Origin of the sequence: Pseudomonas sp. FSL R10-2189, assembly GCF_009600325.1 — a bacterium.
Lineage (GTDB): Bacteria > Pseudomonadota > Gammaproteobacteria > Pseudomonadales > Pseudomonadaceae > Aquipseudomonas > Aquipseudomonas helleri.
In genome coordinates this window covers 62,734-78,847 of record NZ_WIVZ01000004.1, presented here as the reverse complement: position 1 = coordinate 78,847, position 16,114 = coordinate 62,734, and the positions used below count along the sequence as shown (strand labels likewise).

The following is a 16,114-nucleotide window of genomic DNA, read 5'->3' as shown; positions in this document are numbered from 1 at the left end:
GCTTCAGCATCATGGATGCACTGAACCCACGGGCCTGAAAATTAGTCCTGCTGTGCAGGTCGCTGTGCGCCCTGCGAAAAAAACCGCCGGTGGTTCACCACCGGCATGCGCGCCCTGATAGCGGCTTGTTCGTCGGCATCACGCGCGGCCAGCAATACGCCCTCGCCTTGCGCCTGTTCCGCCAACACCCGGCCCCATGGGTCGATGATCGCCGCATGCCCGTAGGTTTCACGCGGGCCCGGGTGAACACCGCCTTGAGCGGCGGCCAGTACATAACATTGGGTTTCGATGGCCCGTGCCCGAATCAGAATGTCCCAATGTGCGGCGCCGGTCACGGCGGTAAAGGCCGAAGGCGCGGTGATCAACTCAGCCCCGGCAGCCCGCAATTCGCTGTACAGCTCCGGAAAACGCAGGTCGTAGCACACGGTCAGGCCCAATTTTCCCACCGGCGTATCGGCCACCACCACATGCTCACCGGGCGCGTAGTCATCCGACTCGCGATAACGACCCCGGCTATCAGACACATCCACATCAAACAAATGCAGCTTGTCGTACCGCGCGGCTTGCTCACCGTCGGCGTTGATCAACAATGAACAGGCATTGACCTTGGCGTCTGGCTGACCCGCTGGCGGCAGCGGCAAAGTGCCCGCCACTATCCATAACTTGAGGTCGCGCGCGGTCTGTTTCAACCATGGCAGGATCGGACCTTTGCCCAATGCCTCGGCGCGCCCCACATCAGCGATATCGCGACGGCCCATGGCAGCGAAGTTTTCCGGCAGCACCGCGAGTTGCGCCCCGCGCTGCGCTGCGTCTTCAAGCAAGCGCCGGGCCTGAGCCAAGTTGGCCAGCACATCGCTCTGGCTAACCATTTGAATCACTGCAAACGACATGACGCCCCCTTGATGGACTGTGTAGACAGTGCCCCTACCGGCACTGCCGTGGTCATGCTACTCCTAGTTTTTCTCAAATGGCTTGTCGAAGGTGATTTTCGGGTCGTTCCATGGGCCTTGAATGCTGTATTGCACGCTGGCGAAACGCGACACCTGATCACCGATCAGCTTATTGAGCAGGAACATCGCACCGCCCGCTGCCGGGCCGCCCACCAACAAGGCCGCCAGGGGCAGGTTGTTGGTCACGGGCAAGGTCACCAGCAGTTTCGCATTGACCTGTTCAGAAACCATGTTCAAGGTGCCACTGAGTTCAAGGTTAGTCGACGGACCGGTCATGAGGATCGGCGAGGTGGTGCGGTATACGCCGTTGTTGGCGGTCAGGAAGCCTTTGACCCGGTCGTAGCTCAGCCCTTTGCTGAACAGGTCCGAGAAGTCCAGGCGCAGACGCCGGCCAATGGCGTTGAAGTTCAGCAGGCCAAAAATACGCACCACCTGTGTGCTGCCGTCGACCTCAACAAAGCGGCCTTTATTCAAGGTGGCATCGAGGGTGCCAGAGAACCGGTTCAGGCCAATCCAGGCCGGCGAGCCCGGCCAGCGGCCATCGATATCGACTTTGAAATCCTCACTGGTCACGCTTGGGGCAAAGCCCCAGCCCTGCAGCACGTTAGCCAGGTTGCCACCGCCAATCCGGCCCCGATACCAGCTGTTGCTGGCCCCGGCAACGCCTTCCCAGCCGCCCGAGCCTTCGAGCAGCAAGCCCTTGAGGCCCAGGCTCAGGTTATTGAGGTTGATCCCGCGTGTGGTCGGCCTGATGTTGAGCGACCAGGCACCGAGCAAATCAGCGCCCTGATAGAGCTGGCGAATGATGATGTCGAGTGCCGGGATCTTGCGCGGATCAACCGACGCCAGCGGGTCCGGCGCATTGGGGTCGCTCACCGCTTTAGGGTCTGGCGCCGGGAGGCGGATGGTTTGCATCGTCACTTTGATCGGCGCGTTCTTCGCGTCCGGCAGCGTGACAGCGCCCGTCGCCTGTTTGCTGTTGATGTTCAGGTCCCAGGCCGCCCCGCTGCGCTTCATTTGCAGCCGCACCTGATCAAGCTGAGTACCGAAGGCGATGAGCTTGTTCACTTTGAAGTCGGCACTGCTGAGCAGTTGTTTGGCGCTGCCGCCCGGGTCTTTGCCCGCATAGCGCTCGGCCAGTGCCTGCCACGGGGCAACGTCCAGTTCTGACAGCACACCGCGAATGCGCAAGCCCTTGGTCACCGGCAACACCGGGTCTCCATACCCCAGGAACAACTCACCCCGGCCGTCTTCAAACTTGCCGTTGGGGGCGGCAAAGGTCAGGTTCGCCAAGTCACCGTAGTCAAACCAGTAACGGCGCTCGGCCCCTTGCAAGGTCATGCGAAACACCGCGTCGCGGCTTTCATTGGCGGCCAGGCCAAACGGTGCTGGCAAATCGATAGTCGCCCCTTTGAGTGACGAACTGACCCGCAACTGGCTGTCGGCATCGTCCAGGGTCAATTGCAACTGATAAGGCAGCATCCCGGACACCGGAATCGGCTGATTGAACTTGAGCCAGTCGGTCAGTTTTTTAACCCCGACCTGACCACTTGCCACCACGCGGGTACTCAGCTTGCCCGACTTGCCCTCGGCAAAGATTTGCGCCTTGATCGGCTGATCGAATGCCCGGCCGCTGATGGCTTTGCCGCTCAGGCCCTTGGCGCTGTCGAAGCGGAAGTCGCCTTTGAGTTGGGTCAGCTCAAGTTCTGGATCACTGATTTTCAGGCGGGCCTTGTCGGTGTTGAAATCCACCACGACTTTCGGTTCTTCGCCATGTTCCAGCGGGATGTCGAGATCAACACGGCCCTTGAGCGAGCCTTCGCCTTGCCAGCCGGCAAAGGTCGATTCAGTGCCAATCGGCGCTTCTTGCAAAATTTTCAGGCCATCGCCCAAACCGCCATCGAAGTCACCGTCCAAAAACAAGTGAGAGACTTTGCCTGCGTGAACGTGAGGGATATTGACCGCAACGTTGCGCACTTTGGTGTCGAGCAACAGGCCTTTGCTGGCCATGATCCGCACACCGCTGTCTTCGATAAACACGTCACCGGAGACATCGCGCACATGTGGCCAGCCAGGCTGGAACGCCAGCTCAGCGCCATGCACCTTGAAGAACAGGCTGATGTTACGCGCCGCGTCCACGGCATCGTGGTCCAGTGAGCCTTGGTACTGGAAAAAGCCCTCTTCCACCGAGCCTTTTAGAATCGCCGTTCTTAACCATTCAGACAATTCAGGACTCAAAACAGCTGGCAGATACTTGGGGGTGAATCGACCATCGCCATCGGTCAGACCGACGCGCAGGTCCATGTAGTCTTCCTGAGAGTGATCCATGTGGATGCGGATCAAGAAGTCAGCGGCAATCTTGCCCTCTTCGCCCAGCACCTTGATGTAGGGCGCGATCAAAGTGAAGCTGTTTTTATCCAGCGTCCACTTGAGCAACGCATTGGCTTGCAGGTACTGCCAGGGCTTGTCGAAAATCGGGTCCAGGTGCAGGACAAAATCTTTGCTGTCGAGGCGCAATTCGCCCTTGCCCAGGTCACCACTGATCAGCCCGCTGACGTTACGCGCCGCCGGTGCCCCGTGGGTGGCATTGAAACCCACTTGCTGCAAGTTGGCGGCGAAGCTGATTTTTTGATCGTCGGTCGCATTTGGCCGGTAGTCGGCCAGGACGTTGCGCAAGGTGCCGGTGACGCTCAGTTGGTCAATCACCTTGGCGACGGCTTCTGGCACCGGCGCCAGCGAATCCATTAACGGGGTGATCGGCGTCAGGTCCAGATGATCGGCCTGTAAATGCCAACGTTCCTGCTCGCCTTGGGTGGCGGCGAACTGTTGCAACTGCAGGCGGGTTTCCCAGCGCTTGTCAGCGATGTTCATTGCCAGTGAATCGAGGGTAACCGTGAACCCCCGTTTGCCACGTTCGACCCAGGCATGCAGCGCCAGGTTGTCGAGGGTTTCGGCTTTGCGATCGGCATAGGCACCGCTCAGCTTGGGCGCATTGAGACGCGCCACCGCGCTTTGCACGGTGCCATGGCCCCAGTTGAACCAGAACTCGCCACCGGCTTTTAACTCAGAGACTTTCCACGGCTGGATCAAGTTGGCCGGCAGCCATTTGGCCCAGTCACTCTGCGGCAAGCTCAGATAGGCCTGTGCGGCACCGTCGCGCCAGCGGCTGGCCTGGATCTGGGTCTTGAGGCTCAGCGCCAGCGGCTGGCCGTCGGGCAGAGTCAACCGCGCATCCAGACGCTGGTCAGAAGCCCCCACGTCCAGCGTCAGCCCGACATAGGTCAGGGTCATCGGCGCATGATTGAAGGGTTCGAGGGTCACCTGGCTGTCGAGGACCGACACCCGCGCCACCCGCTGCAATTGATTCAGCAGTTGCTCGGGGTCCAGTGGCTGATCGTCCTGCACGGGCAGCCCTTCCAGCGCCCAATGGCCGTCCTTGTCCTGACGGGCGCTCAGTTGCAGGCCGCCCAGTTGCACGCTGGCAAGCCGCACATCGCGATTGAGCAGGCTGGCCCAGACATCGGGCACCACCTTCACGTTGTCCAGCCGCAGGGCACTGCTGCCCTCGCCGACCATCACGTCGTGCGCCAGCAGCACTGGCGCCATGCCCTTCCAGCTGCCTTCAAGGCTGCCAATGGTCAACGGCATGCCCAAGGCATCACGGGCCTTGGTCTGGATTTCTGCGCGGTATTCGGCAATCAGAGGCGTCAGCTCACGACCCAAGCTGACGTAGAGCGCCGTAAGTACCAGAACCAGCGCACATAGACCTAATCCCCAGCGGGTCAGCGCGGCAAAAAAGCGTGTCAGACGCTCCATGTCAGGTGGCCCCTTCAGTGATGGTCGAGGGGGCTGCGCCCAGCCCCCTGTCATGCGAATACGCGTTCAGATACTTCAGAGCAGTACCACGTCGTATTGTTCCTGGGAGTACTGAGTTTCTACTTGAAAACGGATGGTACGCCCGATAAATCCTTCCAGCTCGGCGACGTTGCCCGACTCTTCGTCCAGCAAACGGTCAACAACACGCTGGTTTGCTAATACACGATAGCCAACGGCTTGGTACGCGCGGGCTTCACGGAGAATTTCGCGGAAGATTTCGTAGCAAATGGTTTCAGGGGTTTTCAGCTTGCCGCGCCCCTGGCAGCACACGCAGGGTTCGCAGAGCACTTGCTCGAGGCTTTCGCGAGTGCGTTTGCGCGTCATCTGAACCAACCCCAACTCGGTGATACCGATGATGTTGGTCTTGGCGTGATCACGTTCCAGCTGCTTTTCGAGGGTGCGCAGCACTTGGCGCTGGTGCTCTTCATCTTCCATGTCGATGAAGTCAATGATGATGATGCCGCCCAGGTTACGCAGGCGCAGTTGCCGGGCGATGGCTGTTGCCGCTTCGAGGTTGGTCTTGAAGATGGTTTCTTCAAGGTTGCGATGGCCCACGAACGCGCCGGTGTTGACGTCGATGGTGGTCATCGCTTCGGCCGGGTCGACTACCAGATAACCACCCGACTTGAGCGGCACTTTGCGGTCCAGCGCCTTCTGGATTTCGTCCTCTACGCCATACAGGTCAAAAATCGGCCGCTCGCCGGGGTAATGCTCAAGGCGGTCGGCGATTTCCGGCATCAGTTCAGCCACAAACTGTGTGGTCTTCTGGAAGGTTTCTCGCGAATCGATACGGATTTTTTCGATCTTGGGGCTAACCAGGTCACGCAAGGTGCGCAGCGCCAGGCCCAAGTCTTCATAGATAACGCTAGGAGCGCCCGCCGTTTTGATCTGCAGACCGATTTGGTCCCACAGGCGGCGCAAGTAGCGAATGTCCATCAGGATCTCATCCGCCCCGGCGCCTTCAGCGGCCGTGCGCAGGATAAAGCCACCCGCTTCCTTGATGCCTTCTTGCGCCACGCAATCGCTGACCACTTGCTTGAGGCGCTCACGTTCGGCTTCGTCTTCGATCTTCAGCGAAATGCCGACATGAGCGGTGCGCGGCATGTACACCAGGTAGCGCGAAGGAATCGACAGCTGCGTGGTCAGGCGTGCGCCTTTTGACGCAATCGGGTCTTTGGTGACTTGCACCACCAGGCTTTGACCTTCGTGCACCAGCGCGCTGATGCTCTCAACGGCCTGGCCTTCACGCAGGGAAATTTCAGACGCGTGAATAAAGGCGGCACGGTCCAGACCGATGTCGACAAAGGCAGCCTGCATGCCAGGCAATACCCGCACCACCTTGCCCTTGTAAATGTTGCCAACAATGCCACGGCGCTGGGTACGCTCGACATGCACCTCTTGCAGAACACCGTTCTCTACCACGGCCACGCGCGATTCCATCGGCGTGATGTTGATCAGAATCTCTTCACTCATGGCTGGGTCTCGTTCAGGCGTCATAGCATTAGTGCCAAGTCATGTAAGGCGCGTTATTCAGCGCTCGATAAGGTTTGCCAACAGGGTATGCCGAATTGCCCGAGCAGTTCTGCGGTTTCGCACACGGGCAAACCCACAACCCCGGAATAACTGCCATTAAGGCCCGCCACAAAAACCGCGGCCAACCCTTGAATGGCGTAGCCACCGGCTTTGTCCTGAGGTTCCCCACTGGCCCAATATTGGCCGGCTTCTTGCTGGCTGATGGTTCTGAAACTGACCCGGCTGCGCACCACACGGGTTTCGCAACGCTCGGCCGCCAGAATGGCAATGGCCGTCAAGACTTCATGCTCCCGGCCAGACAACGCCATGAGCATAGACAAGGCATCGGCCTCGTCGACCGGTTTGCCGAGAATCTGATCATCCAGTACGACGGCAGTGTCGGCGCCCAATACACAGAATGGCGCGCTTACCGAGGCCCCGAGCAGGTGCTCGCGCCCCGCACGGGCCTTTGCTCGCGCCAGGCGCTCGACATAGGCCGCAGGGCATTCGTCAGAGAGGGGAGTTTCGTCTATGGAGGCGCTGACCACCTGGAACGGCACGCCGATTTGAGTCAGTAACTCGCGGCGGCGCGGTGAGCCAGAGGCCAGAAAAAGCGGAGTCATCAAGACATCTCCCTGTCTACGTGCACAAACCAGGAAATGGCTCGCGATCCAGTCAATTGATTTTGAAACGTCGGCGCAAACCGCGCAGCCCGTAGCTCACCCATGGCCACAACAGCGCACTGACCAGCGCAGGCAATACCAACGCCAGCGTGGGCTGGCGATTGCCGGTCAAGGCACTCAGCCATAGCTGAGCCAGTTGAGCCAGGCCAAATATGACCAGGATCACCAGGCTTTGCTGCCACATCGGGAACGTGCGCAACCGTTGCGCCAGCGACAATACCAAAAAGGTGATGAGGGTCAGAATCAATGCATTCTGGCCCAGCAAGGTGCCGTACAGCACGTCTTCCATCAAGCCCAGGCACCAGGCGGTGACCATGCCCACCTTGTGCGGCAAGGCCAGGGCCCAGAATGCCAGCAACAGGGCCAGCCACAACGGGCGCAGGATTTCCATGAACTGCGGTAGCGGCGAAACGCTGAGCAACAGGCCGATGGCAAACGTCAGCCAGACAATCCAGCCGTTTCGCGAATGAGTGCCCGCCATTATTCCCTCTCCCGAGTAGTGGCCGGCGCAGCGGCTGGCGGCTTGGCTGCGGCGGGTACAGGTTTTTTCACGGTCTTGGGATCAGTTGCAGCCGGGGCTGGCGTCACCGCTGGTGCGGCGACAGGGGCAGCAGGTGCGGCGGCCGTTGGCGCTGGCTTGGGCACAGTGGCCGGCACCACCGGCGGTGCTTCACCCCGCTGCTCGGCCTCTTGGGCTTGAGCGGCGTCATTGGCGCGTTCTTCAGGGGTGCGGCTGTCGCTGAACACCAGCAGCAAATAGCGGCTGCGGTTCAAAGCGGCAGTCGGCACAGCCCGCACAATGGCAAATGGCTGGCCCGAGTCGTGAATGACCTCTTTGACCGTGGCCACCGGGTAACCGGCCGGGAAGCGTTGCCCCAGGCCCGAGCTGACCAGCAGGTCGCCTACTTTGATATCCGCCGTGTCGGCCACGTGACGCAGTTCAAGCCGCTCTGGGTTGCCCGTGCCGCTGGCAATGGCGCGCAGGCCGTTGCGATTCACCTGTACCGGAATGCTGTGGGTGGTATCGGTGAGCAACAGGACACGCGAGGTGTTCGGCATCAACTCGACCACCTGCCCCATCAACCCGCGTGCATCGAGCACCGGCTGCCCCAGTACTACGCCGTCGCGCTCACCCTTGTTGATGATGATGCGATGGGTGAACGGGTTCGGGTCCATGCCGATCAGCTCGGCCACTTCAACCTTTTCGTTCACCAGCGCCGAGGAGTTCAACAACTCGCGCAGGCGAACGTTCTGCTCGGTCAAGGCTGCCAGCTTTTGCATGCGGCCTTGCAACAGAAGGTTTTCAGTTTTGAGCTTCTCGTTTTCAGCCACCAGTTCGGTGCGACTGCCAAATTGGCTGGCAACCCCCTGAACCAGGCGTTGCGGCAAATCGGTCACCCAGTAGGTTTGCATCAGCACCAGCGACATCTGGCTGCGCACCGGCTTGAGCAACGTGAAACGGGCATCTACCACCATCAGCGCGACCGATAGCACGACCAGCACCAATAAGCGCACGCCCAATGAGGGGCCTTTAGAAAAGAGCGGTTTAATAAGCCGCCCCTCCCGGGCAAGTGTTCAATGTATTCATACGGCGTTAAAGCGGCCTGGATGAAGATTGGCAAAAGATAAACGCCAAAAGGCAGCACTGCAAAGTGCTACCTTTTGGTGATAACCATTGGCCTGCACCGGCGATCTTATTCGCTGGAGAGCAGGTCCATTGTGTGTTTATCCATCATTTCCAGCGCACGGCCACCACCACGGGCAACACAGGTCAGCGGGTCTTCGGCAACGATCACCGGCAGACCTGTTTCCTGGGCCAGCAGCTTGTCGAGGTCACGCAGCAAGGCGCCACCACCGGTCAGTACCAGGCCACGCTCGGCGATGTCCGAAGCCAGCTCTGGCGGAGACTGCTCCAGTGCGCTTTTCACGGCCTGAACGATGGTTGCCAGCGACTCTTGCAGAGCCTCGAGCACTTCGTTGGAGTTCAGGGTGAATGCACGTGGAACGCCTTCTGCCAGGTTACGGCCGCGTACGTCGACTTCACGCACTTCACCGCCCGGGTAGGCTGTGCCGATTTCCTGCTTGATGCGCTCAGCTGTCGACTCGCCGATCAGGCTGCCGTAGTTACGACGCACATAAGTGATGATCGCTTCGTCGAAGCGGTCGCCGCCAACCCGTACGGATTCAGCGTAAACCACACCGTTCAGGGAGATCAGCGCGATTTCTGTGGTACCACCACCGATATCGACGACCATCGAACCGCGTGCTTCCTCAACCGGCAAGCCAGCACCAATGGCCGCGGCCATCGGTTCTTCGATCAGGAATACTTCACGGGCACCGGCACCGAGTGCCGACTCACGAATGGCGCGACGCTCTACCTGAGTCGATTTGCACGGTACGCAAATCAAAACCCGAGGGCTTGGCTGCAAAAAGCTGTTTTCATGCACTTTGTTGATGAAGTACTGCAGCATCTTCTCGCAGACGCTGAAGTCGGCAATCACGCCATCCTTCATCGGACGAATGGCAGCAATGTTGCCAGGTGTACGGCCGAGCATGCGCTTGGCCTCGGTGCCGACGGCAACGACACTTTTCTGGTTACCGTGTGTCCGAATAGCCACAACCGATGGCTCATTCAGGACAATACCGCGCTCACGCACGTAAATAAGGGTGTTGGCAGTGCCCAGGTCGATGGAAAGATCGCTGGAAAACATGCCACGCAGTTTCTTGAACATGGGAAAGGGACCCTAGGCAACGCGTGGGTAAAAAAGTGCGGCAAACTCTAACAACGACAGGGATTTTGGGCAAGGCGCCAATATGTTAAATTGACCGCTTTTCCGTGCACCAACCCCCACAATCGCGGCCATATGACCGTAGAAATGCGGTAGTGTTCCGACAATCTAACACACGGACACCATCCGTCCTGTTTTCCACTGGAGAATCCCATGGCGCTAGAACGCTCCGACGTGGAAAAAATCGCACATTTGGCCCGTCTGGGTCTCAATGATGCCGATCTCCCACGCACCACCGAAGCCCTTAATAGCATTCTGGGGCTGATTGATCAGATGCAGGCTGTCGACACCACCGGTATCGAGCCGCTGGCCCACCCACTGGAAGCCAGCCAGCGCCTGCGCGCTGACGTCGTGACTGAAAGCAATCATCGCGAGGCTTACCAGTCCATCGCACCAGCGGTCGAAAACGGCCTCTATCTGGTTCCGAAAGTCATCGAGTAAAGGGAAAGAGCCTGCATGCATCAATTGACTCTGGCCGAGATCGCCCGCGGACTCGCCGATAAAAAGTTTTCTTCTGAAGAGCTGACCAAGACCTTGCTGGCGCGTATCGCCCAGCTCGATCCACAGCTCAACAGCTTCATCACCCTCACCGAAGACCTCGCCATCGAGCAGGCCAAGGCTGCTGACGCACGTCGCGCCAACGGTGAAAGCGGTGCCCTGCTGGGCGCGCCGATCGCGCACAAAGACCTGTTCTGCACCCTGGGCGTGCGCACCAGCTGTGCCTCGAAGATGCTCGACAACTTCAAGGCACCGTACGACGCCACCGTGGTTGCCAAGCTCGCCGAGGCTGGCGCGGTCAGCCTGGGCAAGACCAACATGGACGAGTTCGCGATGGGCTCGGCCAACGAATCGAGCTACTACGGCGCGGTCAAAAACCCGTGGAACCTTGAGCACGTACCTGGCGGTTCGTCGGGTGGTTCGGCAGCCGCCGTTGCCGCTCGTCTGTTACCGGCAGCGACCGGCACCGACACCGGCGGTTCGATCCGCCAGCCCGCTGCGCTGACCAACCTCACCGGCCTCAAGCCGACATACGGTCGGGTATCGCGCTGGGGCATGATCGCTTACGCCTCCAGCCTTGATCAGGGCGGCCCCTTGGCACGCACCGCTGAAGACTGCGCGATTTTGTTACAAGGCATGGCTGGCTTCGATTCTAAAGACTCCACCAGCATCGACGAACCGGTGCCGGACTTCAGCGCCGACCTCAACAGCTCGCTCAAAGGCCTGCGTATTGGTGTGCCTGCCGAGTTCTTCAGCGAAGGCCTCGACCCGCGCATTGCCGAACTGGTGCACAACAGCATCAAAGAGCTCGAAAAGCTCGGCGCGGTGATCAAGACCATCAGCCTGCCCAACATGCAGCACGCGATCCCTGCGTACTACGTGATCGCGCCCGCTGAGGCGTCTTCCAACCTGTCGCGTTTTGACGGCGTGCGCTTCGGCCACCGCTGTGAAGACCCGAAAGACCTGACCGACCTGTACAAGCGTTCGCGCGCCGAAGGCTTCGGCCCGGAAGTCCAGCGCCGGATTCTGGTCGGTGCCTACGCCCTGTCGGCCGGTTACTACGACGCTTACTACCTGCAAGCGCAAAAAATCCGTCGCCTGATCAAAAACGACTTTGTCGCAGCCTTCAACGAAGTCGACGTCATCCTCGGCCCAACCACGCCTAACCCGGCCTGGAAAATCGGCGCTAAAAACAGCGACCCGGTGTCTGCCTATCTGGAAGACGTGTACACCATTACCGCCAACCTCGCGGGCCTGCCGGGCCTGTCGATGCCAGCCGGTTTTGTCGATGGCTTGCCCGTCGGCGTGCAGTTGCTTGCGCCGTACTTCCAGGAAGGCCGCTTGCTCAATGTCGCTCACCAGTATCAGTTGAACACTGACTGGCACACGCGCTCACCTGCCGGCTTCTGAGGAGAAACATATGCAATGGGAAGTTGTGATCGGGCTGGAAATTCACTCCCAGCTCGCCACCCAATCGAAGATTTTCTCCGGCAGCGCCACCACGTTCGGCGCTGAGCCAAACACCCAGGCCAGCCTGGTTGATCTGGGCATGCCGGGCGTTTTGCCAGTGCTGAACCAAGAGGCCGTGCGCATGGCCGTCATGTTCGGCATCGCGGTTGACGCCGAAATCGGCCAGCACAACGTGTTCGCTCGCAAAAACTACTTCTACCCGGACCTGCCGAAGGGTTACCAGATCAGCCAGATGGAACTGCCAATTGTCGGCAAAGGCCATTTGGACATCACCCTGGAAGACGGCACCATCAAGCGCGTCGGCATTACCCGTGCGCACCTGGAAGAAGATGCGGGCAAAAGCCTGCACGAAGACTTCAGCGGCTCGACCGGTATCGACCTCAACCGTGCAGGCACCCCGCTGCTGGAAATCGTTTCCGAGCCGGACATGCGCAGCGCCAAAGAAGCGGTTGCCTACGTCAAGGCCATGCACGCACTGGTGCGCTACTTGGGCATCTGCGACGGCAACATGGCTGAAGGCTCGCTGCGTTGCGACTGCAACGTGTCGGTACGCCCGGTCGGCCAGGCCGAGTTCGGCACCCGCTGCGAGATCAAGAACGTCAACTCGTTCCGCTTCATCGAGAAGGCGATCAACAGCGAAGTGCAGCGCCAGATCGAACTGATCGAAGACGGCGGCAAAGTCATCCAGCAAACGCGCCTGTATGACCCGAACAAAGACGAAACCCGCGCCATGCGCAGCAAAGAGGAAGCCAACGACTACCGTTACTTCCCCGACCCGGACCTGCTGCCGGTAGTGATCGAAGACTCGTTCATCGAAGACGTGCGCGCTACCCTGCCGGAACTGCCACCGCAAAAACGCGAGCGCTTCCAGTCGCAGTTCGGCCTGTCGGCCTACGATGCCAGCGTTCTGGCCTCAAGCCGCGAACAGGCAGACTACTTCGAAAAAGTCGTGAGCATCAGCGGCGACGCCAAACTGGCGGCCAACTGGGTGATGGTTGAATTGGGCAGCCTGCTCAACAAGCAAGGCCTGGACATCGACCAGTCGCCGGTCAGCGCCGAGTTGCTGGGCGGCATGCTGCTGCGCATCAAGGACAACACCATCTCCGGCAAAATCGCCAAAGTGGTGTTTGAAGCGATGGCCAACGGCGAAGGCACTGCTGACGAAGTCATCGACAAGCAAGGCCTCAAGCAAGTCACCGACAGCGGCGCCATTGAAAAGGTGCTGGATGAAGTGTTGGCGGCCAACGCCGAGCAAGTTGAACAGTACCGCGCGGCTGACGAAGCCAAACGCGGCAAAATGTTTGGCTTCTTCGTCGGGCAGGCCATGAAAGCCTCCAAAGGCAAAGCCAACCCGCAACAAGTCAACGAACTGCTCAAGAGCAAGCTCGAAGGCTAAATCGCACACTCACTGTAGGAGCGAGCTTGTCTCGCGATCTTTTAAAGATCAAAAGATCGCGAGACAAGCTCGCTCCTACAGATATGAGTGGGCACACAAAGGACTCCCCCCCATGAAGCGGCTACTCGGCGCCTGCGCCCTGCTCGGCTTGCTCACCGGCTGCGCCAGCCACGACATAGACCCGAGCGGCTATGACGAAACCGGCGTTGCCTCTTATTACGGCGCTCGGCACCACGGTAAACGGACTGCCAGCGGCGAACCCTTCGACCAAAACGCCCTCACCGCCGCCCATCGCAGCCTGGCCTTCGGCTCACGGGTCGTGGTCACCAACCTCAGCAACAACAAATCGGTGGTGGTGCGCATCAATGACCGTGGCCCGCATACCCGCGGCCGCCTGATTGATCTTTCGCGCCAGGCCGCCCAACAGTTGGGTATGCTCAGCAGCGGCACGGCCAAGGTCCGGGTTCAGGGTTTAAGTGACTAATCAATGGAGTGAATCACCATTTTGGGGTTAAGCGCGTTATCACCGTGGAACCTGCTGCAACTGCTCTGCGGTCTCGCCATGCTGATTGCTGGCGCCGAACTGCTGGTGCACTGCGCGGTGCGCATGGCCGCCAACCTGAAGGTTCGCCCCCTGCTGATCGGCTTGACCGTGGTCGCCTTCGGCAGCAGCGCCCCGCAAATGACCGTCAGCCTGCAAGCCGCGTTTAACGACACCCCGGACATTGCCGTCGGCAGCGTCATCGGCAGCAACATTTTCAACGTCCTCGTCACCCTCGGCCTGTCGGCACTGATTATTCCCCTGCGCGTGTCACGCCAACTGGTGCGGCTCGATATCCCCTTGATGATCATCGCCAGCGCGCTGGTATTCGGCCTGGCCCTGAGCAAACAACTGGATAGCCTCGATGGCGCCATTCTGCTGGTCGGTCTGGTGATTTACCTCGGCTTGCTGCTTCGCCAGTCACGCCACAGCGGGCACCATCACGTCAGCCACGACCGACCGCCCACATCGTGGCCGGTCAACGTTCTGATGATGCTTATGGCCTTGGTCTTGCTGGGCGCTGCCGGGCATCTGTTGCTGGACGCCGCCGTCGGCGTGGCCACCGAACTGGGGCTGTCCGAGCGCATCATCGGCCTGACCATCATTGCCGTCAGCACTTCGCTGCCGGAGCTGGCCACCTCACTGATTGCAGCCTTTCGCGGACAACGTGAAATTGCCGTCGGCAACGTGATTGGCAGCAACGTCCTCAACCTGCTCGGCGTGCTCGGCCTCACCGCGCTGATCAGCCCCGAACCGCTGTCGGTATCACCCAACGCCCTGGCTTTTGACCTGCCGGTAATGCTCGGCGTCGCCGTGTTGTGCCTGCCAGTGTTCTATACCGGCTACCGCGTCACCCGCGCCGAAGGCTTGCTGTTTTTGGGGCTGTACCTGGCGTATGCGCTGCATGTGGTGTCGTTCACCACCGGCATGCCGCTGGCGGGCAGGCTCGAACACCTGATGCTGTTTTACATCTTGCCGGCGCTGCTGGTGTTTCTGCTGTTCAGTACCCTGCGCGCCTGGCGACGACAACACTGAGGAGTTTTGCGATGGACAACAAAAAGACCGGACTTGAAATGCGCCGCCAGGTGATGGGCGATGAATTTGTCGACCGCGCCCTGGGCAATGCCACCGACTTCACCCAACCGCTGCAAGACTTCGTCAACGAACACGCCTGGGGCGGCGTGTGGAACCGCGAGGGGCTGTCGCTAAAAACCCGCAGTCTGATCACCCTCGCCACCCTCACCGCGCTCAAGTGCCCGCAAGAACTCAAAGGCCACGTACGCGGCGCGCTGAATAACGGCTGCACCGTCGACGAGATCCGCGAAGCGCTGCTGCACTGCGCGGTGTACGCCGGCGTACCGGCGGCCATTGATGCGTTTCGGGCAGCTCAGGAAGTGATCGACGCCTATAAAGGCTAAATCCAGCCGCCCCACTGCAATACAAAGATCCCGATATTGGTCGTGATGGCCGCCATCAAGGTGGTGATCACGATAATCGAGGCGGCGAGTTCGTGGTTGCCGTTGGCCGCGCGCGCCATGACGTAGCTGGCGGCGGCTGTCGGGCTGGCGAAGTACAGGAACAACGTCCCCAGCTCCGGCCCGCGAAAGCCCAGGAGCCACGCCCCCAGTGTGGCCACCAGCGGCAGGCTGATCATTTTGACCAGGCTGGCACTCAACGCCAGGTTGCCGCTTTTGCGCAGGGACGCCAGAGACAAGGTGCCGCCGATACAAATCAGCGCCAGCGGCAAGGTCATGGACGCCAGGTATTCACCCGAGGCCTGCAACCAGCCCGGCAGCGTGATCTTGAACACCGCAAACGGGATCGCCGCCAGCACGCTGATAATCAGCGGGTTTTTCACCACGCTTTTGCAGACGCTCCACGGGTCGGACTTGATCACCGGGCTGTACACCGCCAGCACAATCGTCGACAGGGTGTTGTACAACAGGATCACCAACCCCGCGAGCACCGCCCCCAGCGAGATGCCGTAGTCGCCATACATGCTGGCCGCCAGGGCCAGGCCGATCACCGCGTTGTTGCCGCGAAAGGCGCCTTGGGTATAGATGCCGCGATCTTCACGCGGGCAACGCCAGATCGCCCAGCCCCAGGCCAGACCAAAACACACCAGTGTCGCCAGGGTGAAATAGCCCAGCACCTTGGGCTGCATGGCGGTTCTGAGGTCGGCGTGGACAATCCCCAGAAACAACAACGCCGGCATGGTGACGTTAAACACCAGTGCCGACGCCGTGTGGATAAAGTTGTCGTTAATCCAGCCCACCCGCTTGAGCACAATGCCCATAAAGAGCATGGCAAACACCGGGGCGGTGATCGAGAGGGTCAGAAAAAAGATAGCCAGCATGCAAACACGCTCGTGTGAGGTCGTTAAAAAACTAATGCATGTG

14 protein-coding genes are annotated in these 16,114 nt (G+C 60.0%); 6 read left to right on the top strand and 8 right to left on the bottom strand.

What is annotated here, in order from left to right; all coding sequences use genetic code 11:
* Window positions 1–41: 41 nt before the first annotated feature.
* The 7 genes from GHO32_RS04765 to mreB form a co-directional block, all read right to left on the bottom strand.
* Entirely contained in the window at window positions 42–890 is an 849-nt protein-coding gene (locus tag GHO32_RS04765) for a carbon-nitrogen hydrolase family protein (protein WP_153333339.1), read from the bottom strand.
* A 63-nt stretch (window positions 891–953) separates the two neighbouring features.
* Window positions 954–4,766, bottom strand: a complete 3,813-nt coding sequence (locus tag GHO32_RS04760) for a YhdP family protein (protein ID WP_153333341.1) — start codon at window positions 4,764–4,766, stop codon at window positions 954–956.
* Window positions 4,767–4,841: 75 nt separating this feature from the next.
* On the bottom strand, window positions 4,842–6,299 hold the full coding sequence (gene rng / locus GHO32_RS04755; protein ID WP_048368382.1) for a ribonuclease G: 1,458 nt from the start codon (window positions 6,297–6,299) through the stop codon (window positions 4,842–4,844).
* Window positions 6,300–6,352: 53 nt separating this feature from the next.
* On the bottom strand, window positions 6,353–6,961 hold the full coding sequence (locus GHO32_RS04750; RefSeq protein WP_153333343.1) for a nucleoside triphosphate pyrophosphatase: 609 nt from the start codon (window positions 6,959–6,961) through the stop codon (window positions 6,353–6,355).
* Between the two features lie 52 nt (window positions 6,962–7,013).
* Window positions 7,014–7,502 (bottom strand): rod shape-determining protein MreD, encoded by a 489-nt coding sequence (gene mreD, locus GHO32_RS04745; protein WP_048368384.1) that lies wholly within the window; start codon window positions 7,500–7,502, stop codon window positions 7,014–7,016.
* Complete coding sequence (mreC, locus tag GHO32_RS04740) at window positions 7,502–8,524, bottom strand: rod shape-determining protein MreC (protein WP_372239786.1); 1,023 nt, start codon at window positions 8,522–8,524, stop codon at window positions 7,502–7,504. The genes mreD and mreC overlap by 1 nt, the downstream gene beginning before the upstream one ends.
* A 191-nt stretch (window positions 8,525–8,715) precedes the next feature.
* A complete protein-coding gene (mreB, locus tag GHO32_RS04735; RefSeq protein ID WP_002555108.1) occupies window positions 8,716–9,753 on the bottom strand; it encodes a rod shape-determining protein MreB in 1,038 nt (345 codons plus the stop codon).
* Window positions 9,754–9,963: 210 nt separating this feature from the next.
* Between mreB and gatC the strand changes: the two genes are divergently transcribed.
* The 6 genes from gatC (at window position 9,964) to GHO32_RS04705 (ending at window position 15,133) form a co-directional block, all read left to right on the top strand.
* Window positions 9,964–10,251, top strand: coding sequence for an Asp-tRNA(Asn)/Glu-tRNA(Gln) amidotransferase subunit GatC (gatC, locus tag GHO32_RS04730; RefSeq protein ID WP_048368386.1), 288 nt, complete (start codon window positions 9,964–9,966; stop codon window positions 10,249–10,251).
* 15 nt (window positions 10,252–10,266) lie between these two features.
* Window positions 10,267–11,718 (top strand): Asp-tRNA(Asn)/Glu-tRNA(Gln) amidotransferase subunit GatA, encoded by a 1,452-nt coding sequence (gatA, locus tag GHO32_RS04725; RefSeq protein ID WP_153333347.1) that lies wholly within the window; start codon window positions 10,267–10,269, stop codon window positions 11,716–11,718.
* 10 nt (window positions 11,719–11,728) lie between these two features.
* Window positions 11,729–13,174 (top strand): Asp-tRNA(Asn)/Glu-tRNA(Gln) amidotransferase subunit GatB, encoded by a 1,446-nt coding sequence (gene gatB / locus GHO32_RS04720; protein ID WP_153442784.1) that lies wholly within the window; start codon window positions 11,729–11,731, stop codon window positions 13,172–13,174.
* A 112-nt stretch (window positions 13,175–13,286) separates the two neighbouring features.
* Entirely contained in the window at window positions 13,287–13,658 is a 372-nt protein-coding gene (locus tag GHO32_RS04715; protein ID WP_153333349.1) for a septal ring lytic transglycosylase RlpA family protein, read from the top strand.
* Window positions 13,659–13,709: 51 nt separating this feature from the next.
* A complete protein-coding gene (locus tag GHO32_RS04710; protein ID WP_153333399.1) occupies window positions 13,710–14,750 on the top strand; it encodes a calcium/sodium antiporter in 1,041 nt (346 codons plus the stop codon).
* A gap of 11 nt (window positions 14,751–14,761) precedes the next feature.
* Entirely contained in the window at window positions 14,762–15,133 is a 372-nt protein-coding gene (locus GHO32_RS04705) for a carboxymuconolactone decarboxylase family protein (RefSeq protein WP_048368390.1), read from the top strand.
* On the opposite strand, the gene GHO32_RS04700 is transcribed toward GHO32_RS04705, so the two are convergent.
* Window positions 15,130–16,071 (bottom strand): AEC family transporter, encoded by a 942-nt coding sequence (locus GHO32_RS04700; RefSeq protein ID WP_048368391.1) that lies wholly within the window; start codon window positions 16,069–16,071, stop codon window positions 15,130–15,132. The two genes, GHO32_RS04705 and GHO32_RS04700, sit on opposite strands and share 4 nt — an antisense overlap.
* Between the last annotated feature and the right edge of the window lie 43 nt (window positions 16,072–16,114).

Bases quoted from the DNA above. Each gene is read 5' to 3' on its own strand.
- GHO32_RS04765 (WP_153333339.1), bottom strand. From the start codon at position 890: ATGTCGTTTGCAGTGATTCAAATGGTTAGCCAGAGCGATGTGCTGGCC.
- GHO32_RS04760 (WP_153333341.1), bottom strand. From the start codon at position 4,766: ATGGAGCGTCTGACACGCTTTTTTGCCGCGCTGACCCGCTGGGGATTA.
- rng (WP_048368382.1), bottom strand. From the start codon at position 6,299: ATGAGTGAAGAGATTCTGATCAACATCACGCCGATGGAATCGCGCGTG.
- GHO32_RS04750 (WP_153333343.1), bottom strand. From the start codon at position 6,961: ATGACTCCGCTTTTTCTGGCCTCTGGCTCACCGCGCCGCCGCGAGTTA.
- mreD (WP_048368384.1), bottom strand. From the start codon at position 7,502: ATGGCGGGCACTCATTCGCGAAACGGCTGGATTGTCTGGCTGACGTTT.
- mreB (WP_002555108.1), bottom strand. From the start codon at position 9,753: ATGTTCAAGAAACTGCGTGGCATGTTTTCCAGCGATCTTTCCATCGAC.
- gatC (WP_048368386.1), top strand. From the start codon at position 9,964: ATGGCGCTAGAACGCTCCGACGTGGAAAAAATCGCACATTTGGCCCGT.
- gatA (WP_153333347.1), top strand. From the start codon at position 10,267: ATGCATCAATTGACTCTGGCCGAGATCGCCCGCGGACTCGCCGATAAA.
- gatB (WP_153442784.1), top strand. From the start codon at position 11,729: ATGCAATGGGAAGTTGTGATCGGGCTGGAAATTCACTCCCAGCTCGCC.
- GHO32_RS04715 (WP_153333349.1), top strand. From the start codon at position 13,287: ATGAAGCGGCTACTCGGCGCCTGCGCCCTGCTCGGCTTGCTCACCGGC.
- GHO32_RS04705 (WP_048368390.1), top strand. From the start codon at position 14,762: ATGGACAACAAAAAGACCGGACTTGAAATGCGCCGCCAGGTGATGGGC.
- GHO32_RS04700 (WP_048368391.1), bottom strand. From the start codon at position 16,071: ATGCTGGCTATCTTTTTTCTGACCCTCTCGATCACCGCCCCGGTGTTT.